General features: G+C 46.7%; 21 protein-coding genes and 1 tRNA gene. 11 read left to right on the top strand and 11 right to left on the bottom strand.

The annotated features are described in order from the left end of the window. The first annotated feature begins 22 nt into the window (after positions 1-22). The 10 genes from DDZ15_RS03700 (at position 23) to DDZ15_RS03655 (ending at position 7,543) form a co-directional block, all read left to right on the top strand. On the top strand, positions 23-700 hold the full coding sequence (locus tag DDZ15_RS03700; RefSeq protein WP_109645013.1) for a DUF4386 domain-containing protein: 678 nt from the start codon (positions 23-25) through the stop codon (positions 698-700). 102 nt (positions 701-802) lie between these two features. Beyond that, positions 803-1,435 carry a CatB-related O-acetyltransferase gene (locus DDZ15_RS03695; RefSeq protein ID WP_109645011.1) on the top strand — a complete coding sequence of 211 codons (633 nt, stop codon included), beginning with the start codon at positions 803-805 and terminating at the stop codon, positions 1,433-1,435. Positions 1,436-1,444: 9 nt separating this feature from the next. Next, a complete protein-coding gene (locus DDZ15_RS03690) occupies positions 1,445-2,116 on the top strand; it encodes a hypothetical protein (RefSeq protein WP_109645009.1) in 672 nt (223 codons plus the stop codon). Positions 2,117-2,330: 214 nt separating this feature from the next. Further along, positions 2,331-2,894 (top strand): DUF2975 domain-containing protein, encoded by a 564-nt coding sequence (locus tag DDZ15_RS03685; RefSeq protein WP_109645007.1) that lies wholly within the window; start codon positions 2,331-2,333, stop codon positions 2,892-2,894. Further along, positions 2,891-3,097, top strand: coding sequence for a helix-turn-helix domain-containing protein (locus DDZ15_RS03680; RefSeq protein ID WP_109645005.1), 207 nt, complete (start codon positions 2,891-2,893; stop codon positions 3,095-3,097). Before DDZ15_RS03685 ends, DDZ15_RS03680 begins: the two co-directional genes overlap by 4 nt. A gap of 169 nt (positions 3,098-3,266) precedes the next feature. Continuing rightward, entirely contained in the window at positions 3,267-4,061 is a 795-nt protein-coding gene (locus DDZ15_RS03675; RefSeq protein WP_109645003.1) for a hypothetical protein, read from the top strand. A 57-nt stretch (positions 4,062-4,118) separates the two neighbouring features. After that, the gene (locus tag DDZ15_RS03670) at positions 4,119-4,895 is read left to right on the top strand and encodes an SDR family oxidoreductase (protein WP_109645001.1); all 777 of its coding nucleotides are present in this window, start codon (positions 4,119-4,121) and stop codon (positions 4,893-4,895) included. Positions 4,896-4,898: 3 nt separating this feature from the next. Further along, positions 4,899-5,321: a secondary thiamine-phosphate synthase enzyme YjbQ gene (locus DDZ15_RS03665; protein ID WP_109644999.1), complete on the top strand. Its 423-nt coding sequence runs from the start codon at positions 4,899-4,901 to the stop codon at positions 5,319-5,321. A 224-nt stretch (positions 5,322-5,545) separates the two neighbouring features. Further along, entirely contained in the window at positions 5,546-6,499 is a 954-nt protein-coding gene (locus tag DDZ15_RS03660; RefSeq protein WP_109644997.1) for a hypothetical protein, read from the top strand. Between the two features lie 87 nt (positions 6,500-6,586). Further along, positions 6,587-7,543: a nitrilase family protein gene (locus DDZ15_RS03655; protein WP_109644995.1), complete on the top strand. Its 957-nt coding sequence runs from the start codon at positions 6,587-6,589 to the stop codon at positions 7,541-7,543. A 15-nt stretch (positions 7,544-7,558) separates the two neighbouring features. Here DDZ15_RS03655 and DDZ15_RS03650 read toward each other — a convergent pair whose 3' ends face one another. From DDZ15_RS03650 to DDZ15_RS03610, 9 genes are all read right to left on the bottom strand, one after another. After that, positions 7,559-8,134: a DUF2179 domain-containing protein gene (locus DDZ15_RS03650; RefSeq protein ID WP_109644993.1), complete on the bottom strand. Its 576-nt coding sequence runs from the start codon at positions 8,132-8,134 to the stop codon at positions 7,559-7,561. A gap of 142 nt (positions 8,135-8,276) precedes the next feature. After that, positions 8,277-8,366: transfer RNA gene (locus DDZ15_RS03645), tRNA-Ser, on the bottom strand. A gap of 98 nt (positions 8,367-8,464) precedes the next feature. After that, a complete protein-coding gene (hpt, locus tag DDZ15_RS03640) occupies positions 8,465-9,109 on the bottom strand; it encodes a hypoxanthine phosphoribosyltransferase (RefSeq protein WP_242978864.1) in 645 nt (214 codons plus the stop codon). Next, positions 9,064-10,419 carry a tRNA lysidine(34) synthetase TilS gene (gene tilS / locus DDZ15_RS03635; protein ID WP_109644989.1) on the bottom strand — a complete coding sequence of 452 codons (1,356 nt, stop codon included), beginning with the start codon at positions 10,417-10,419 and terminating at the stop codon, positions 9,064-9,066. The genes hpt and tilS overlap by 46 nt, the downstream gene beginning before the upstream one ends. Further along, a complete protein-coding gene (locus DDZ15_RS03630) occupies positions 10,376-11,188 on the bottom strand; it encodes a biotin--[acetyl-CoA-carboxylase] ligase (RefSeq protein WP_109644985.1) in 813 nt (270 codons plus the stop codon). The genes tilS and DDZ15_RS03630 overlap by 44 nt, the downstream gene beginning before the upstream one ends. 4 nt (positions 11,189-11,192) lie before the next feature. Further along, positions 11,193-11,492: an isoamylase early set domain-containing protein gene (locus DDZ15_RS03625; protein ID WP_109644983.1), complete on the bottom strand. Its 300-nt coding sequence runs from the start codon at positions 11,490-11,492 to the stop codon at positions 11,193-11,195. 198 nt (positions 11,493-11,690) lie between these two features. Continuing rightward, positions 11,691-13,418 (bottom strand): phosphoenolpyruvate--protein phosphotransferase, encoded by a 1,728-nt coding sequence (gene ptsP, locus DDZ15_RS03620; RefSeq protein ID WP_109644981.1) that lies wholly within the window; start codon positions 13,416-13,418, stop codon positions 11,691-11,693. Next, on the bottom strand, positions 13,415-13,687 hold the full coding sequence (locus DDZ15_RS03615; protein WP_109644979.1) for an HPr family phosphocarrier protein: 273 nt from the start codon (positions 13,685-13,687) through the stop codon (positions 13,415-13,417). The genes ptsP and DDZ15_RS03615 overlap by 4 nt, the downstream gene beginning before the upstream one ends. Before the next feature lie 117 nt (positions 13,688-13,804). After that, a complete protein-coding gene (locus DDZ15_RS03610; protein ID WP_109644977.1) occupies positions 13,805-14,131 on the bottom strand; it encodes a phage holin family protein in 327 nt (108 codons plus the stop codon). On the opposite strand from DDZ15_RS03610, the gene DDZ15_RS03605 reads away from it, so the two are divergent. After that, positions 14,112-14,648, top strand: a complete 537-nt coding sequence (locus DDZ15_RS03605; RefSeq protein WP_199222870.1) for a GNAT family N-acetyltransferase — start codon at positions 14,112-14,114, stop codon at positions 14,646-14,648. The genes DDZ15_RS03610 and DDZ15_RS03605 overlap by 20 nt on opposite strands. A gap of 3 nt (positions 14,649-14,651) precedes the next feature. On the opposite strand, the gene DDZ15_RS03600 is transcribed toward DDZ15_RS03605, so the two are convergent. Further along, positions 14,652-16,631 carry a PAS domain-containing hybrid sensor histidine kinase/response regulator gene (locus DDZ15_RS03600; protein ID WP_109644975.1) on the bottom strand — a complete coding sequence of 660 codons (1,980 nt, stop codon included), beginning with the start codon at positions 16,629-16,631 and terminating at the stop codon, positions 14,652-14,654. Between the two features lie 392 nt (positions 16,632-17,023). Next, positions 17,024-18,997, bottom strand: a complete 1,974-nt coding sequence (locus DDZ15_RS03595) for a copper-translocating P-type ATPase (RefSeq protein WP_109644973.1) — start codon at positions 18,995-18,997, stop codon at positions 17,024-17,026. Positions 18,998-19,016 lie beyond the last annotated feature (19 nt).

The following is a 19,016-nucleotide window of genomic DNA, read 5'->3' as shown; positions in this document are numbered from 1 at the left end:
GCTATAAAATGAAATCGATTCCATGAGCAATAACAATAATCCGCTTTTTAACACCGCCAGAACTACTGGTTTCTGGTATTTAATATTGGCAGTATCAGGCATTTCGGGGTTCATGATTGTTCATCCGCAAGTATTTATTGCCAATGATCCTCAAATGACTTTGACAAATTTAATTAACCATGAAGGACTAGCCAGAACCCGGTTACTCCTGGAATTTGTAATTGTTATTTCCCAGGCGCTAACCGCCGTTTGGTTTTATAAATTATTCAGATCTGTGAATGAATGGGCTGCTTGGACGCTTGGTATCTGGGGAATGGTCAATTCCGCAGCCATTATGATCAGTGCCATTTCTATGAGTTCAGCAATTTCAATTGCACAATCTGCAATGGAACCGGTGAATCAGGTAATGTTAACTGAACTATTAACAGGTTTGGGTTCCAATGCCTGGGGTGTTGGCAGCATTTTCTTTGGACTCTGGCTTATTCCGATGGGCTATATCATCATTAGCTCAAAAAGGATGCCGGTCTGGCTGGGATGGACTCTTATCATCGGCAGTATTGGGTATCTTTCAAGTACCTTTTTAAATTATTCGGGTTTTGAAACATCATTTACCAGGCTGTTAACGGTTCCCGCAACCATCGGCGAATTCTGGATGATCGGGTACTTACTGATCTACGGAATACGGCCGGCAACTGATTAACGGCACATTCCATAAGCATCTATAAATTTTACACCTTATTATTAATCGTTTTTTTGATCCCTCAACAGGGTGATAAAAAGTCATACTACCTCACAAAAGTTTATGAAAGGTCCTGATAAAAACACCCTCTACCCCCTGGCTGATCACGATAAGCTTTGCTTTCTGAAAAATCTTGTTACAAACCCCAATATCATCGTGGGTGACTACACCTATTACGATGATTTCGAGGATGTTCGAAATTTTGAGAAAAACGTAAAATACCACTTCGATTTTATCGGCGATAAACTCATCATCGGCAAATTCTGTATGATAGCCTCCGGTGCCAGCTTTATCATGAACGGCGGCAATCACCTTACCGAAGCGATCTCCGCATATCCGTTTGCCATTTTTGCAAACGGCTGGGAAAGTGCCATGGATGGAAAAGAGTACCCATATAAGGGGGATACCGTAATCGGAAACGATGTGTGGATTGGGCACAATGCCACTATCATGCCCGGAGTTCAGATCGGGGATGGTGCAGTTATCGCAACCAACGCCACCGTTACCAGGAATGTGGAACCCTATGCCATTGTGGGCGGTAATCCTGCACGTACCCTCCGAAAACGATTTGATGATGACACAATTGAACACCTGCTGGAAATGAGCTGGTGGGACTGGCCGGTTGAAAAAATATCCCATAATATCTCGCTTCTATCCGGTGGTGATGTACGTGCACTGATTGAAGCAAATTCATAATATTATATCATGAATCTTCTTTTAAAAAATCTGCTATTCACAATTTTTCTGCTGGCCTCCAGTGCCGGACTCATTTACTGGATTGAGGCCGAAAAAGAGATTGAAATTCTTTGCTCCATGTTTAGCGAAGGGCAGTCGAAAGATTATGTTTTTAGCACGCTTGAAACAGCCAACCTGCTGAATGTTGACAACCAAACCGGAACTGACTCTGACAGCCTTTATTTCTCGAGTTCATTCAACATGGGAAGTACGGATTGCGCCGTGATATTTAATGAATCAAACCTGGTAGCGGATTCTGATTATACGCGACACTTTCATCTAACGGGTATGCTTACCATCCTCGCTCTGATCCTCTCCGGCTTCATGGCTCTTTTTCAGCTCTTGCTGTTTCTTGGCTTACCGCTCGGACATTTTGCATGGGGCGGTGAGTATAAAATTCTGCCTGATAAACTCCGCTATGGCAGCGCCTTCTCATCCCTGCTCTTTGTTTTTATTCTACTGCTGCTTTGGACTGAGGCAGCCAACCGACCGCTGTTGCCGCAAGCATACCCTTTCTTAGGGTTCCTTTTTCTGATCAGCTCTTATTTGAATGCCAATTCCAGATCAAAGAAAGAAAAATGGCTTGGCATTCCCGTGGCTGTACTTCTCTACCTTTGCTTTCTCTCGTTAGCCATGCTTTAAAACAGATCAACATTTTTTCCGGCCGCTTTACCGGCGGTCTCATGATTGATCCGCTCACCGATACCTGTATAACTGAACCGGTTCTTTGCTGAACAGAGCTACTGTTTTACCGTAATCTGATTATGTGAAATGCTATTACTTTTATGTTTTACATAAAATTATTATACTAATACAACGATTTATGACTCAATAATCATTCAGACCTTCAATTTTTATGGAAAAAAACAGAATTCTCAGTCTTTCCAAAACCGCGTGCCGATTGATTGAATGGCTATGCATCGTACTGATGGCTCTATTGGTCATTGGTTTTTTTTATTGGCTTATAGCACCTGATCAGCTCTCGGGTATACGCGTCTCAGCCGGTGTCGAAACAGGATACGGATTGAACGGCTTCGATTTTATGACTGCGGACCATTCAACGGATACCGTAAGCCTCAGTGAACTCAGCGGCTTTATGGTCGGCTGGATCGTATTCAGAAGCTTATTCTTCCTGGGAATTACAGTGCTGATAATCAGAAAAATAATGTTGGTCCTTACATCGATTGATGAGGTTAAAACATTTTATGGCAGCAACATAAAGCACTTTCGCGACTTGTCACTTCTGGGGTTTATCGCCTTCATTGCAAGCGGTATCAACTTCAGCTATATCGGGGGCAGCATGCAGATTACCCTAGGGCTCGTTCCCGGTCCCCTTCTGTTCTCACTGGCCTGTCTGGTATTGGCTGAAGTGTTTCGTGAAGGAAAAATGCTTCTTGAAGAAAACAACATGATCATATGAAAATCATTGTTCGAATAGACGTAATGCTGGCCCGGAGGAAAATGCTTCTCAAAGAGCTGGCTGAAGAAGTGGGCATTTCGGTAACAAACCTTTCACTTCTGAAAACCGGAAAGGCCAAAGGAGTACGTTTTGAAACACTTGCCTCCATCTGCAAAGCTCTCGATTGCCAGCCCGGCGACCTGCTTGAATACGCGGAAGAATAAATAAATTTTTCATCTGATAATCGCAGATTGATTGTCCCGACAAGCATATCGATGCGATGCTACAGGCCTCTGATATACATGATGAATGATTTTCACTTAATTTTTCTTCAATAATTTATATACTATGCTTTCGTCCGAATAACCGGAGCATGATCAAACCGGACATCCTATGTTTTTCAGATATCTGTCAATTTCCCTAGCAGCACTTTTGCTTCTATTGTTCAGTTCCTGTTCCATCCTGGAATCTAACGAAGACAAGCAGACCGAGTGTATTCTTGAAGAGATACAGTTCGATCCGTTCAACAGCCTTAAGTTTCAGACAATCTCCGGCGGCAGGATTTACAGAGTGCTGCAGGAGTTCAGGCCGGAAGAGGGCGAAGCGCGAATTGTAGGTTCATTTTTATTCAAATACTTCGAAAATAAAATTGAGGTCACCGATCAGCAAGACTCTATCTCTCCATTTCCTTTTATGACGATCGAAATGGAAAATGACAGGCCGGCCACTGTTACGCGTTACTTCACATCGTCCGGCGTGCTCCTTTTCCATGAATTCAGCTATCCTGAAGACGATTTGATACGGATTGACATGACACGCGAGGCCAGTACAGGTGACGTACTTTACGTCGGATACTCGCTTTATCACACCGGGCCGGATGGTAATATCGTACGAAATGAACGGTTCAGGGCCACTGATGAAGATCCATCAGGCTTTCGAAAGCTGGAGGACCGCAGGTACACCTACGACGGGTCGAGCAGTCCTCAAAAAGAGCTTTGGCTGCCCTTTTTTGGAAGCAGCAATTTCCCGGATGTCCGATTCTTTTCGGAGAACAATATCTTATCCTTTACTGAAAACGACCAAACCTTTGAGTTCAGTTACCAATACAGCGAAAGCAACAAGCCTGTTATTCAGACGCTTCCTTCCGGACAAAACATTGAGTTCAGCTACATCAATTGTCCCGACTGATTCATCTCCATAAAAAATTGATTTTCAGAAAATCATGCACATCAAAATCCACTCGCAATGAATTTGAACCTGGATAATCAGCGCTTTGTGGTATGCGGTGCCAGCAGCGGATTTGGTGAAGCCATTGCCCGACAGCTGCTCACAGAGGGGGCGGATGTTGTTCTGGTAGCGAGGCGCGGACAACTTCTGAATGAAAAGTTCAGCCACTTCGCAAATAAAACGGAAATCATTGAAGGCAGCCTGATCTACAGCGAAACGCTCGACAAGATTGAAAAGACCGTGGCTTCATTGAAAACACACGGAATTGTTTTTAACGCGGGCGGACCGCCAACCGGAACTCCCCTACAGACCGACATGAAAGACTGGGATTCGGCCTGGCAGCTTGTAATGCGCTGGAAAATTGACCTTGCACTGCGCCTGGCCCCGGTTTTCAGGGATAATGAATACGGCAGAATGCTCTTTATTGAGAGTCAGTCGGTTAAACAGCCTCTCCCCTCACTGGTGTTAAGCAATGCCTACCGTGCAGGCGTGGTGGGTTTTGCCAAATCACTGGCGCTTGAAATCGCAAAAAGCGGCGTCACTGTCAATGTACTGGCACCCGGATCTCATGAAACCCCTGCAATTGAGCGCGTCATTAAAAACAACAGCAGCGTCCGCGGAATTTCGTATGATCGTGCAAAAAAAGAGATGGAAGAAAATGTGCCCGTCGGCAGGATGGGTAAAGCCGAAGAGCTGGCCTCACTGGCTGTCTGGCTGCTTTCCGGCCAAAGCGGGTATGTAACAGGTCAAACCATCAGTCATGACGGAGGAGTCATATCCGGACTGTTCGGGTAATCCATGAGTACGATCCAAAAAGAAATATCCCTTAAATCCCGGCCAAGAGGTTTTCATTTGATCACGGAAGAAATCCTGGACCACCTACCCGAGATCAGGGAAATTCAGCATGGAGTTGCACACATTTTCATTCAGCATACCAGTGCAGGGCTTACCATTAACGAAAACGCAGATCCATCTGTGCGTCGTGACTTCGAAACACACTTTAACCGCATGGTTCCCGAAGACACCTCACTGTTTGAACATACCCTGGAAGGCCCGGATGATATGACGTCCCACCTGAAAAGCTCCATTCTGGGCCACTCTGTTACAGTACCCGTTACCAACGGACGTTTTAATCTGGGAACCTGGCAGGGTATCTATTTGTGTGAACATCGCAACAGAGGCGGTTCACGGCGGATCGTCATCACTTTGATGGGTTCCTGAGCCCTCAAATGGGGTTTCTAAAGGCACTGCGCCAGCCCGTATCTTTCTCATCCACGAAAAAGGCCTTAAATTTTATAACTAATTGATAAAATTGGTTATATGTCATTTCAGTAAATGCTTCACTACATGAACAACCACATGTTCGGGTAGTGTTTGCGGGGTCTGGCAGGGCTACATTGATAACAGTTACTCAAACAAAGTCTCTGATATCAATACAACCTGTTATGAAAAAGTTTATCTCAAAATATCTTGTTCCGGCCTTTATGCTTTTTGTGTTACTGAAGCCCCATGCGGAGAGAATTGCATTCCAGGGGGGATTTAGCGATGGGGCTCAGTATACACAAATTCAATTTGAGGGGACATTCGGCCTGCCGGTCCCCGGCGTTCAGCTCATGAGCAGCAATGATGATGTATTTGCAGACAGCCGCCTTGAACTGAACAGTGATTTCGCCGTTTTTTCGTTTACACCCGGTGCATCCGTTCAGGATGGTACAACCGTTACCCTTCAGACCAAAATTGAAGCCGTATCGCTTCAGTCTGAAAGTTCTTTCGGTGCCCTGCCCTACGATATATATGCAACACTGAATAGCTTTGAACTGGCCGTCACGGATACAACGCTGAATTCGGCCTCTGCCGTTACTTTTCAGGCTGTGCCATCCTACAATCAGAACGGCCTTACATCCGGTGAGATTACGTCATTTCTGAATCGTTTTGATATTCCTGTTACTTTTTCCAGGGATGAGATTAGCGCTGCACTTGCGAAACTTTCAGATTCGGATCTTGATACGCTCATTTCAAACAGCATGATTGATGAAGAGGGTAATCCGATGTGGTCAATTACCACGCTTGCAGAGATCGAAATCAATTTAAGCGGTACAAATAGCCCTGTAGAAGTAACTTATCCGCTGTTTCCTGGATACAGCGACATGAAAAATGACAACCAGATCGCTTCTGCTTTCTGTTCTGAAAATGCTTCAGAAGCAGGAACCGCCGCTCACCATATGATAGATTTTAACCAGTTTGAAAACCTGAGTGAGGTTATCATACGGTCCGGAAATCGTGAACAGTCCGCAACATGCCTTAAAGGTTCCCGATCAAACCTTGCAAACAGCTATACGATTTCCGGACCCGGACTGGAGAAAAACGGTTTTTCAGAAGTCCTTTTTGTAAAGTCCTGACACACAACAAGACGGTCATAACGGTATTTCGGGTTCATTTTCCTATTTTGGTGCATCTAACAGGAAAATGAACCTTTTTTATTTCCAATGAAGCCCTTCAAAATAGCTGCAGCCCAGTTTGAACACCGGAGCCTCGACAAAGAGTATAATCTTGGCGTTATTGATGCCATGAGCGCTGAAGCGGCAACTGCAGGTGCCGATACAATTGCCTTTCATGAATGCTGTATTACCGGATACACGGTTGCGCGCACGCTGAACAGGAATGAGATGCTGGAGCTGGCCGAACCCGTCGACGGCGGACCGTCCATCAGACGCCTTTCAGAGTTATCCAAAAAGAACGGGATCACGATCCTGGCCGGCTTATTTGAACGGGATGATGAGAACCGGATCTACAATACCTACGTCTGCGCAGATAAAAACGGGCCGGTTGCCTCTCACCGAAAGCTGCACCCGTTCATCCACCCGGATCTCAGCGCCGGCAACTCCTACACCCTTTTTGAGCTGAACGGATGGACCTGCGGAATTCTGATCTGTTACGACAATAATATCCCGGAGAACGTACGGGCCACCAATCTGCTGGGTGCCGATATAATATTCATGCCTCATGTAACCATGTGTACGCCATCCACGCGTCCGGGTGCAGGCTTCGTGGATCCGGCATTATGGAAAAACCGAAAAACAGACCCAACCTCTCTCAGGGCAGAGTTTAACGGATTGAAAGGACGTGAATGGCTCATGAAGTGGCTCCCATCCAGGGCCTATGACAATGCCGCCTACGTTGTGTTTACAAACCCGATTGGCATGGATCACGATCAGCTCAAAAACGGTTGTTCGATGATCCTGGATCCATTTGGTGACATACTTGCTGAATGCACGGAACTGGGCGACGACATGATTCTGGCGGAAGCAACAACCGACAAGCTTAATCAGGCTGGAGGTTACCGCTATAAGAACGCACGACGAACAGATCTGTACCGGGAGGTGATGACATCTCCCCATACATCCAGTCAGCGCGTTGCATGGCTGGATGAAGATTCAGAATAGAGATAGAGGCAGATGTCAGATGCTTTTCTTCAGTTTAAGCATCCGTGTAATCAGATCCTGTTTATAGGGCTGCATCTCCTCATCCATCATTGAAACGTGCTTCACATCCTCTACCGAATAAAAAGCGTTGGGTGCATGTTCATTTACAAGATCTGCGAGTTCATGCCATCGTTTGCGCTTCGCAATTGTAAACAGCACCTTTACCGGCCCGTATTTTCCCTCCCCATCGATGGTTGTAACCCGAAAATCAGCACTTTTCAACACTTCGGCCAGGCCTGAACTCTCCCGGTTTACAATAATGCGGAAAATCTGCACACCCATTTTCATCTTCTCCTCGATGTACATACCGATATAGGTGCCTGCCGCAAATCCACCGGCGAAAGCCACATAGTTCATCCAGTTATTCAGATTCTGAAAAATCTGTGCCACGATAACGATCCATATCAATACCTCGATGAAACCCAGTATCGTGGATTTTCCTTTCATTCCTTTTGAGACAAACATAATGCGAAGCGTGCCTGTGCTTACATCCAGAATGCGTGCGAAAAAGATAAAAAGCGGAACGTATGCTTCGGGAATGAGATCAAACATGAGTCTATCAGTATAAAGCCCGCATTAAGCAAGAGGCATTGACGGGTAACAATACATTATAAAAAAAGGATGACGGCTTTTCAGCCGGCATCCTTTAGCAGAGATTGCCGCAGGCCGGGAACGACCTGCAAAATTGTAGAAGCGGAGAGAGAGGGATTCGAACCCTCGATACCCTTTAAGGGGGTATACTCCCTTAGCAGGGGAGCGCTTTCGACCACTCAGCCATCTCTCCGGGTCGATTTATCTGGTCGTGCAGACCATCTGTCAAAGAGCATTAAATATAGGGACCTTTTCCCCGCCTATGCAACAGTTAGTTGCATAAAATCCGCTTTATATCTCATCCGCTGCATCGCCGTTTTCATCCGGCGCACCCGCGGGAATATAGATCTGTGCAAGATTACGGCCTTCCTGTGCGTAGTCGAGCCCATAACCAATCACAAAGAGGTTAGGGACACGGAATGCCACATGATCGATCTGCACATCATGCACCGTGGCCTCCGCTTTATGCAGCAGTGTTACAACAGTGAGGGATGCAGGGCCCATGCGCTTCAGCTTGTCGATCAGATAGTTCATGGAGAGGCCGGTATCGATGATATCCTCTACCAGTATTACATGTCGCCCCTTCACTTCCGCGTCAATATCTTTCAGTTCCTGCACCTCCCCGGATGATACTTTTTCATCTCCGTAGCTGCTCAGTTTCAGAAAATCAACCTCACAGGGTATGCTTACATAGCGCATGAGGTCTGCCAGAAAAATATACGATCCGTTCAGTATCCCGATAAAAATGGGTTTTTTATCATGGAAGGTTTTACTGAGTTCATTGCCGATCTGTCTGATTCGCTGCTGTATCTCCTCGTGGGTGAGATAAACCCTGAACTCTTGGCCGTTTACATGAACGGTTTCAGGATGATAAAGCTCCATGCGTTTGTCTATGATTTTCTGATTGTAACTGTGGTTTGGGTATTGTCGCTGCATCTGACCTGCTCGGAAATTGTGCCTATCTGCCCGTCTGCTGCAGAGTGCGGAAATATAACGGCAACAATCACCCCATCAAACGATTCTAATACAAACGCATCCGATTTCTCAGCAGATGATATTTTTCTGTTGGTAAGATGATCCGAAATACGTTGGGTTCCGTCCATTCCCAGCGGTGTAAACTGGTCTCCCTCCTTCCAGCGGCGCAGCGTAACCGGAAATGCAACCTTCTCACTATCCAGCTTCAGGGAGCGGTTATCGAAAGAGCCGTTAAAGTTTTCAATTCTCAGAATCAGTCCATTTGCCCTGAATATTTTTTGAAGATGGTTTTGCTGTATAACCACCTTCTGAAAAGAAGATTCTGCCGTTTCTGTATCGCTGAGCACAAATTCATCTCTGTCCCGAAGTAGATCGTACCGTTCGTTTATACTGATTCGGTTTCCTGTCTGGAGGGAATCGAGCGTATTCAGGGTATTTAGAAATGCAGCGGATACACTCAGACCATCGATCGATTTTTCGAGAAACCTGTGCATTATTCCCTGCCGTATGGTATCCGGCAGACTCAAAAATCTATCACGGTTGAGCCGGGTTGTACCGTTCAGGCAGCCTGCAAGAATGGTGTCTGCCATAGCTGTATATTCATCAGCACGATCGGGCAATCTAAGCAGGTTCTCTTTCCATCCGGGGAAAAGCCGGCTCAGATCGGGGAACCAAGCGTGACGCAGAAAGTTTCTTGCATAGGTCGACTCTTCATTCGAGCCATCCATCCGAAACGGCACATTCATCAGCTGGACAAAATTCAAAATTTCTGATTTCGGTATATCCAGCAGTGGCCTGAAAAACTCACCGTCCAGGGGGCTCATCGCTTTCCACGATCCCATACCCGCTCCCCTGAGTAGTTTCTGCAGGATGGTTTCTACCTGATCGTCCCTGTGATGAGCGGTTGCAATGTAGTCGGCTCCGTACTCGCTCTTTAACTCTTCAAAAATTCTGTAGCGCTCATCCCTGGCTTTATTCTGAAAGTTGCCGGAGTTTTTGTCAATCTCGGGCCTGACTGCAACACACTCTATTTCCCACAGCTTGCACATCTCTTCAACCAGTTCCTGGTCTTTGTCAGAATCCTTTCCCCGCAAACCATAATTGCAGTGTACAGCTACGGAATCGGTATCGGTTCGATGAAGCAGGTAGAGAAGTGCCATAGAGTCAGGCCCTCCGCTTACACCCACTATGATTCTGTTTTCCTTTGTCAGGAACTTTTGGTGTGCACTAAGAAACGTCTTCGTTACCGGTGAGGATTCGAACTTGCCCATGCTTAAATGTATTCACATCCAGCTCCTCATTCAAGGCTGTAAGCTCACCTTCTCTGTTTACTCCCAAAAATTTAAATCGTCCGTCCTCAGGCCGGCCGTTAATGGCAATGCGAACCCACTGCCCATAGCCAATCAACCTCCTGCTGACCGTGTTGTGAAGCTGCGGGTCCTGCTTCTCCCATTGCAAATAGGCTTTCTCTATAGCCTTCAGGCACTTTGCGAGAATCTCTTCCCTTTTGAGCTCGGCAGATTCATCGTTCAGTTCTTCCAGGCACACTGCCTGCTCCGGGCTAACACCCTCATAGCCTTCCTTGAAGATATTGAGGCCCAATCCAATCAAAATGCGATCCGGTTTGTTTCCCAAAAAAATGCATTCTGTAAGAATCCCACCCAGCTTTTTACCGCCTGCAATGAGATCATTCGGCCACTTAATCAGTACCGGCTCGTTGCTGAAGCCACTGAGCGCCTCAGAGACTGCATGGGCACAGGCAAGTGTAAGAAGCGGAACCCGGTCTGCATGAGACGGCCTGAAAGCGATGGTAAAGGTCAGATTCTGGTTAGGACCTGAGTGCCATATTCGCTTATACTGCCCCCTGCCGCCCGTTTGGTGATCGGTATGAAGCACGGTACCGTGAACAAGCTTGTCGCCCGGCAGTTTTTTCAGATAAGAGTTGGTCGATTCAACCTGATCCATGTGAATAAATTTGCGGCCAAGCCAGGATGAGCTGAGCCTGCTATTCAATAAATCCACATCAAAAGGTTGTTTCATCGGATTATGTTCCGGTTCTCACAACAGAATCGTCACTTCCATACTCGTTTGGAATATACGCATCTGCCGCATCATCATTCTCCCATCTCTCTCCATCCAGCAGATATCGAAACCGGTATTCGGTACCGGGTTTCAGGCGAAGAGTTGTTTCCCAGCGATTTTTGTTTTTTGTGAGTGAATCGGCGCCTGTTTGCCACTCATTAAAATCTCCAACAATCTCGGCGCTGGAGTTTGCCCATTCTTCCGGGATGGAGAATGTTACTTTACATACGGTTCTCTTGGGTGTGAATTGCTGCTTGATCATAACGCGTTTGCCTGGTTTGAGGTTTTACTACAAACTATTTAGCTATACATTGATTATCAACTGATTAATTCTGCTTATGTCCAATTTACTGTTAACTAAGTTAATTTAAAGTTAACACTACCTTTTTCTGTTAAACTATGGAATCGTTTCCCGGATTAAGATGGCAGAGAGTGCGGGTGAATTGACTTAGATTTACTGTTATTTAACAGTTCCTTTTTCCGTGAATTGCTGAAACAGTTCTTTTACCTCATCCGTGCTTCGGGATGCTGCCACCCTCACGCCCAGCTCCTTCATCTCTTGCAGAGACCGGCTGCAAAGAAGTTCTTTTACGGGGAGAAGCGCATTGGTTGTCATACTCAAGTCTGTAATCCCGAGTCCTATGAAGGCTGCGGCGGCGCCCGGAATTGAAGCCGATTCCCCACAGACGGATACAGGAATCCCATGCTTTTCGGCTCCTTTCATCGTCATGCGGATCAGCTTCCATACAGCCGGATGAAACGGCTCAAAAAGCTCAGAAATTCTGTCGTTACCCCTGTCAACTGCCAGGGTATATTGCGTAAGGTCGTTTGTTCCGATGCTGAAGAAATCTACGAAGGGTGCAATTTCCTCAGCCATCAGCGCAACAGCAGGCACTTCAACCATAATCCCCACCTTCATTTCTTCATCCACATCCGCACCATCGGATTTGAGTTCCGCTATGATCTTCGACACTTTTTCCTTCACCCGGGTGATCTCATTCAAATCAGTGACCATAGGCACGAGTATGCTCACCCTTCCCGGATAGTTGCCTGAAACCCGGCAGATGGCTTCTATCTGGTTGCGCAACAGTTTTCGCTGATGGAGCAAAAGGCGGATACCGCGCCAGCCAAGAAACGGATTAGGCTCTTCTTCTGCCTCTTCAAGCAGTTTGTCGCCGCCCGCATCAAACAGGCGTATGGTTACCGGATCGGTGCCCGATGCCTGCAGTACCTTTTCATAAAATTCGATCTGGGCAGGAACTTCAAAATTTCGCTGAAACAACAGCGTCTCGGTTCTGAGAAGCCCCACTCCCTTTGCACCGTGCTTGCTGATCCGCGGTAATTCTTCCAGAAATTCCACGTTGGCGCGCAGCGTAAAGGATGAACCGCATCCGGTTTCATGGGGCAAAGCGGCAGCTTTTAGAAGCTCTTTGACCCTTTTCTTCTCTTTTTTCTTTCGGGTAATGAATTCCTTTTTCTCTGCATCACTCGGATGAAATACAACTTCTCCCGTTTCACCATCAATTAAAACCTCACAATTGCCGGAAATATTGAGAGCCTTCCAGTTTACCCCTACAACGCATGGAATCCCCATCGACTGCGACAAGATAACCGCATGTGACGTTAGTCCGGCTTTGTGCAGAACGATTCCTGAAATATTTGTTCGGGTAAGCTCTATCAACACGGTCGGCGACAGCTCATTGGCAAACACTACGGCACCCTGCGGAACGGAAAGCTCCTTACGTTTTTTTCGCAGGGCAGCGATCAGCTGATCCCGGATGGTCACAATGTCGATGGTGCGGTCGTCGGTCCAGGATACACCAACCGATTCGATCATTTGCACATAATCGTTGAACGAGCTGAAGATGGCATAAACAGCTTCAAAATGATTTTCGCTGATTTTCCTCCGGATCAGCTTATGCAGTTCGGGATCTTTGAGAGTCTGGATCTGCGCTTCAAGTATATCGGCTGCATCACCTGAGGTTGAATCGCGCATCTCGGAATATTCCTCCAGAAGCTCCTCCACTGCTCGTTCAAACCGTTCCAGGTTTTCCTTAACCTCGTTATCGAGAATTCTGTTAGGGCGTACGGATACCTTTTTTTCCTCGAGAATCCATGCAGAACCAATTCCGACCCCGTAAGAAGCCGGTGTACCCTTCATGTGTACGGTTCTGTGTGAGTTGCTCATTTTGAATTTGATTCAAATTTACAATCGAAAAGGCGGTTTATAGCTTCCAGCGCCTCATCTTCATCCGGCCCGTCAAAAATGAGCTCCATCTCCGCACCATATTCTGCTGCCAGCGTCATCACCCCCAGGATGCTCTTTCCGTTAACCTTGTAACCGTACATCTTAATGAAAAAATCAGATTCAAAACCTGAAGCTGTTTTCACAAGTTTCGAAGCAGGGCGGGCGTGCAGACCTGATTCATTCAGTACTTTTACTGTTTTTGTGATCATTCTGTAGATACGGGTTTTTAAATAGTCTGCGGAAACAGGTTGTAAGCTTCGTTAAAATAACAAATCAGCACAACTCAATCGAATACAATACACATTATTCCGCTCAGGGTACGACTATCAGAAAACTTTCAGCAGAATGGAATTGAGAATGGATATGAGAAGGCTGTAGCCAACGGCCCACCAGAAGCTTTTAATTTCCAGCCCGTCAACAAGTTTATCGATAAGCATCAGAACCCAGGCATTGATAACCAGAATAAAAAGGCCCAGTGTAAGAATTGTGAGAGGCAGTGTGATGAAGACGATCAGTGGTTTGATGAACATATTTATGAGTCCCAGGAGCACTGCAACCCCTATGGCGGTAAGAAAATTTTTCATTTTAACGCCTTCAAGCAGATAGGCTGCAAAAAAGATAACGACGGAATTGATGAGAAGTACTTTTAACATAGAAGCGGGATTTCGTTACATTTCCACGCAGTACGAAATTAACAGAAAAAAGTTATCGTTGCGCATGAAGTGGGTCTATTATGAGGCTTTTGATAAAATCCCCCCGCATATTTTATACGGGCTGCTGAAGCTTCGCCAGGATGTGTTTATTATTGAGCAGGATTGTATATACGAAGACATCGACAACCTGGATCAGCACTCTTCTCAGCTTGTTTTATCCGAGGCAGATACGGTTATAGGGTGTGCAAGGCTGGTCCCCCCCGGAGTCAAGTATCCGGAATTATCAATCGGAAGAATAGCCGTTTCGTCATCATACAGGAACCGCGGTATTGGAAAAGAACTGGTAGAGCGGGCAATCGGTATTGCTGAGAAATCAGGCCAAAATACAATCAGGATTGAAGCTCAAACTTATCTTCTGACGTTCTATGAATCCCTTGGGTTTGAGGCGGACGGCGATGAGTATATACTGGACGGCATACCCCATGTTGAAATGATCCGGGTATCAATGCCCAAATAGTAATCAGGATCCGATCTTGCTCAGGGCATTCTCTATTCCTGTTTTCAGCTCTGCGAATTTTTCCCTGAATGTATCTGCATCAACCTCTTCATTCTCATCATGATCCGCAGCAAGGCGTTCTATCTCTGCAGACAGATTAAAGGCACGATCAAGCCCCATGTAGGTGAAAGTAGGTTTAAGGGTATGTACCGTTTTACCGGCAGCCAGAAATTCACCCTGTCTTATTTCATCATCAGCTTTCCTCAGCAATTCAGGTGTCTGTGTTTTAAACAGGTCGATCATATCGTCCATCATCTCCCGGTTGCCGCCCGCCATTTCCGAGAGTACCGAGAGGTTTATCCGGTCTTCAATATCTGTTTCTGAATCTGTTTCTGTTTCGGGAGGGCTTGTCTTTTTGGCCGTAGTCTCTGAGGAATAGTCTGTCTTTACAGCTTCAATCAGATCGTTCTTGTTAAACGGTTTCCCGATAAAATGATCCATGCCTGCCTCCCTGCAAGCGATGATATCCTTATCGAGTACGGAGGCTGTGATTGCCACGATGGGCAGGTGCCTGCCGCTTTCAGCCTCCTCCTCACGAACTTTACGCGTTACATCCAGCCCGTCCATGCCCTGCATCTGTACATCCATAAAAACGATATCGTATTCGCCTTCACGGATCATTTTCAATCCGGTTTCACCGTCTGCGGCCTGGTCAACGCTGCACCCCTCTTTTTCAAGCATGCCTTTTACAATCCTGCGGTTCACCATGTAGTCATCCACCACCAGGATGCGCTTTCCTTCCAGACTTTTATCATCATCCGTTTTATTGCGGGAAGGTTCCGCTTCCCCGCTTTCTTTGGTTTTACCGATTTTCTCGAATGGAATGGATACTGTAAATACCGATCCGGTTCCAACCACACTCTCCACATCCAGTTTCCCTCCCATATACCGAGTAAGCTCATTGGCAAGGGAGAGCCCCAGGCCTGTAGTTCCGTATGTATAATTGGTGATACCCGATGCCCGCGGAAAGTTTTCAAAAATGTTGCTCATCAGTTCCGGTGAGATGCCGATGCCCGTATCCTTCACTTTAATTTCAATGAGCACTTTTTCATTGGAATGTTCTTCGGAGCGCACGAGTACCTTCACCCCTCCGTATTTGGTGAACTTGATTGCATTGGCTATGAGGTTCATAAGAATCTGACTCAGCCGAACCGGATCGCCGCCGACTTTTTCAGGAGCCTTTTCAGAAATCACCAGCTCCATTGACAGTCCTTTCTCTTTTGCTCTTTCTGTGAGTTTATCCACAAGAAGCTGCAGCTGTTTTCTGATATTGAATGGCCGGTGATTGAGCTGCAGCCCGCCTGAGTCAATCATATTGAATTCCAGAATATCATTCACCATAGCAAGCAGATTCTCGGAAGAGAGGCGAAGCTCCTCGACAAACTCTTTTTGTTTTTGGTTCAGCGGTGTATCTTCCAGCAGCTGCGCCATGCCAAGCACTGCGTTTATGGGTGTTCTCATCTCATGGCTCATTTTCGCGAGAAACTTCTCTTTCACCCGGGCTGACTCATCTGCAGTGCGTTGAGCCTGTTCCAGTTCCCTCTCCTTTTTTTTGAGTTGGGTCAGATCGTTGAGCACAACTAAAAGAGCCGGCGGATTCTGACCTGGAGTTGTGAGAGGCACCGACCTGGCCGTCACCCACAGAGACTGTTCATTTTCTGTAAACAGCTGAAGTTCCCCATGTACAGGTTTCCTTTCCAAAACATGGTTCATAAAATCCAGGTAGCGATCGGATGGTGTACGGCTGTGATTGAACGACAGCTGGGGAGGTTTGCCAATAATGTCGTCCGGAGAGGCTCCTGTCAGTTTGTAAAAAAGGGGATTTGCGTAGACAGAGGCCGGCTCTCCGCTTTCAAACGAATAAATAACGACCGCATTAAAGAGGTGTCTTGATATTTGTTCAGCCAGGCCGGGATGTCGGGAAAAAAAAGAATCTCCATTCATTACAGTCTGTCAATTTGTTGAAAAGTGTACAGTTAATGTAGTGAATGGAGATCACGGATAGTGATGAGAATTTAGCGTAACAGATAATTCTAATTTTACCCGGTAAATGCCACGATAGCAATCACCACAAGAAGAGCAACCTTAAATAGTAGTGTTTTCCAGTTTTTCATTTTTTTGGAACGAGAGTTTATTTAGCAATTCAACTTACCCAATAGAGACGCGACCCACATTTACGGATTTCTTCTGAAAAGATCAAGTTATCCACATTTTTTTTGTGGATAATTATATCGGTCTCCTCAACTGATTATCTCTATTTCTAAAGAAGATGGAGGGAAATTTTTGTTACAAACATTTTTAAGAAAAAAATAAGGACCTCTTTTATCCACAAAAGATCACAATTTTTTCTTCTGCAGTCTTCTCGAATTACCCACTACATTTATTGAACTTAACGCCATTGCAATTTCTGCAAGAACAGGATGCATCCATCCGATAACGGCTACCGGAATCATCACAACATTGTAGAAAAAAGCCCAGAAAAGGTTTTGACGTATTTTTTTAAAGGTCTCTCTGCTGAGAGTGATAGCACGGACGATTCCCGCCGGATTTCCGTCTACCAGAATGATGCTTCCAGCCTCAATGGCAATGTCTGTTCCTGTTCCCAGCGCTATACCCACATCCGCTTCGGAGAGCGCAGGCGCGTCATTGATTCCGTCACCAACCATTGCGACCACGCTCCCGCTCTTTTTAAGATCGCGGATAACGGATGCCTTCTGGTCTGGTTTTACCCCGGCAATAACCTCATCCACTCCAGCTTCGTTTGCTATTTGTCGTGCCGCTTTCTCCTGATCACCGGTCAGCATCATGGTTTTATACCCCATTTGCCTGACCGATGATATCATCGCGGGCGTCTCTTTTTTTATTGCATCCCTTACTCCGATCAGTGCTTTCACAGAGTTATCCACAGCCATGATAATCGTGGTATATCCATTCTGTTTCAGACGATCGGCTTCATCACTTACGGCACGATCAAGGTCAACATTGAACTGCTTCATCAGGTCTTCGTTCCCTGCCAGTACGGTGCTATTCTGAACAAGGGCCTGCACCCCCATTCCCGTAAACGACTGGAACTGGTCTGTTTCCGGCATCTGTTCAGTTCCCGTGTATCGAATGATTGCGCGGCTGACTGGATGTTCAGAGAAATTTTCAGCTGCGGCCAGGAGCTTTTTCAGCCGGTTTTCATCCCCTTCGATTGTGACCCATTTCTCCACTTCCGGTTTCCCTTCCGTAAGAGTGCCTGTTTTGTCGAATACAAATGCAGTTACTTCACTGAGCCTTTGTATAGCCTCCCCTTTTCGTATCAGAATTCCGTTTTCAGCACCCAGGCCGCTTCCCACCATCAGTGCTGTGGGAGTGGCCAGACCCAATGCACAGGGACAGGCTATCACAAGCACCGCGAGTGCGGCAAAAAAGGCCTGGCTGGCCGGATCAAGGTCGGTTATGATCCATGGAATTGCGCCTTCGGCAAATAGCAGTAGAGTTCGCATCGATTCTGGGAAAAGCACCCATACCGTAAAGGTAAGAAGTGAAAGTACCAGGATAACGGGCACAAACACTGCCGTAATGCGGTCGGCAAAATCCTGAATCGGCACCCTTGAAGCCTGCGCATCTTCAACCAGTCTGACGACCCTGTTCAGGAATGTATCTTCTCCCAGCCTGGCAGTTTGCACCCGTACGGATCCTTCCGCATTTATTGTACCTCCGATTACCTCATCTCCCTCTTTTCTCACCACGGGCAACGGCTCACCGGTCATCATCGATTCGTCTACGGAAGCTCTGCCATCCACCACTACGCCATCCACCGGTATCGTTTCACCCGGCCTTACAATCACCACATCGCCAACCGTAAGTTCATTTACAGGTACCTCTCTCTCCGCACCGTTCCTGATAACCCGCGCGGTTTTAGCCTCAAGAGTGAGAAGCTTAGTGATGGCTTCCGAAGCGCGGCCCCGGGCCTTGGTTTCAATGTATCGTCCGGTAAGGTGGAAGGCCATGATCATTGCTGCAATGCCGGTAAAACTGTAAAAGCGGGATTCAATCAGGCCCAGTTCCGAACCAACCACGATCAGGCCGGTAGCGAGTGACGCGAGGGTACCCAGCGCAATGAGCACGTCCATATTGGGTGTCAGGCTCAGTGATGAACGAAAAGCGCTCCTGAGGGTTGGCAGGCCGGGGCCGAAAATCACATAGCCGGCACCCGCGATCATGATCAGTTCCATGGCCAGGGATGGCAGCAGATGGATCCCAAATATCATCTCCAGGAACATCCAGATCATCAGCGGCAGCGTGACAAACCAGCTTCTGGTCAACCGGGAACGCGCATCCGAG

The organism is Rhodohalobacter mucosus, from assembly GCF_003150675.1.
GTDB lineage: Bacteria > Bacteroidota > Rhodothermia > Balneolales > Balneolaceae > Rhodohalobacter > Rhodohalobacter mucosus.
Note: the sequence above shows the minus strand (reverse complement) of the source record. Positions and strands in the feature narration are given on the sequence as shown.

What these genes read in the sequence shown, in the direction of transcription:
- DDZ15_RS03700 (WP_109645013.1), top strand. Translation starts at nt 23, where the DNA reads ATGAGCAATAACAATAATCCGCTTTTTAACACCGCCAGAACTACTGGT.
- DDZ15_RS03695 (WP_109645011.1), top strand. Translation starts at nt 803, where the DNA reads ATGAAAGGTCCTGATAAAAACACCCTCTACCCCCTGGCTGATCACGAT.
- DDZ15_RS03690 (WP_109645009.1), top strand. Translation starts at nt 1,445, where the DNA reads ATGAATCTTCTTTTAAAAAATCTGCTATTCACAATTTTTCTGCTGGCC.
- DDZ15_RS03685 (WP_109645007.1), top strand. Translation starts at nt 2,331, where the DNA reads ATGGAAAAAAACAGAATTCTCAGTCTTTCCAAAACCGCGTGCCGATTG.
- DDZ15_RS03680 (WP_109645005.1), top strand. Translation starts at nt 2,891, where the DNA reads ATGAAAATCATTGTTCGAATAGACGTAATGCTGGCCCGGAGGAAAATG.
- DDZ15_RS03675 (WP_109645003.1), top strand. Translation starts at nt 3,267, where the DNA reads ATGTTTTTCAGATATCTGTCAATTTCCCTAGCAGCACTTTTGCTTCTA.
- DDZ15_RS03670 (WP_109645001.1), top strand. Translation starts at nt 4,119, where the DNA reads ATGAATTTGAACCTGGATAATCAGCGCTTTGTGGTATGCGGTGCCAGC.
- DDZ15_RS03665 (WP_109644999.1), top strand. Translation starts at nt 4,899, where the DNA reads ATGAGTACGATCCAAAAAGAAATATCCCTTAAATCCCGGCCAAGAGGT.
- DDZ15_RS03660 (WP_109644997.1), top strand. Translation starts at nt 5,546, where the DNA reads ATGAAAAAGTTTATCTCAAAATATCTTGTTCCGGCCTTTATGCTTTTT.
- DDZ15_RS03655 (WP_109644995.1), top strand. Translation starts at nt 6,587, where the DNA reads ATGAAGCCCTTCAAAATAGCTGCAGCCCAGTTTGAACACCGGAGCCTC.
- DDZ15_RS03650 (WP_109644993.1), bottom strand. Translation starts at nt 8,134, where the DNA reads ATGTTTGATCTCATTCCCGAAGCATACGTTCCGCTTTTTATCTTTTTC.
- hpt (WP_242978864.1), bottom strand. Translation starts at nt 9,109, where the DNA reads ATGCAGCGACAATACCCAAACCACAGTTACAATCAGAAAATCATAGAC.
- tilS (WP_109644989.1), bottom strand. Translation starts at nt 10,419, where the DNA reads ATGGGCAAGTTCGAATCCTCACCGGTAACGAAGACGTTTCTTAGTGCA.
- DDZ15_RS03630 (WP_109644985.1), bottom strand. Translation starts at nt 11,188, where the DNA reads ATGAAACAACCTTTTGATGTGGATTTATTGAATAGCAGGCTCAGCTCA.
- DDZ15_RS03625 (WP_109644983.1), bottom strand. Translation starts at nt 11,492, where the DNA reads ATGATCAAGCAGCAATTCACACCCAAGAGAACCGTATGTAAAGTAACA.
- ptsP (WP_109644981.1), bottom strand. Translation starts at nt 13,418, where the DNA reads ATGAGCAACTCACACAGAACCGTACACATGAAGGGTACACCGGCTTCT.
- DDZ15_RS03615 (WP_109644979.1), bottom strand. Translation starts at nt 13,687, where the DNA reads ATGATCACAAAAACAGTAAAAGTACTGAATGAATCAGGTCTGCACGCC.
- DDZ15_RS03605 (WP_199222870.1), top strand. Translation starts at nt 14,112, where the DNA reads ATGAGAAGTACTTTTAACATAGAAGCGGGATTTCGTTACATTTCCACG.
- DDZ15_RS03610 (WP_109644977.1), bottom strand. Translation starts at nt 14,131, where the DNA reads ATGTTAAAAGTACTTCTCATCAATTCCGTCGTTATCTTTTTTGCAGCC.
- DDZ15_RS03600 (WP_109644975.1), bottom strand. Translation starts at nt 16,631, where the DNA reads ATGAATGGAGATTCTTTTTTTTCCCGACATCCCGGCCTGGCTGAACAA.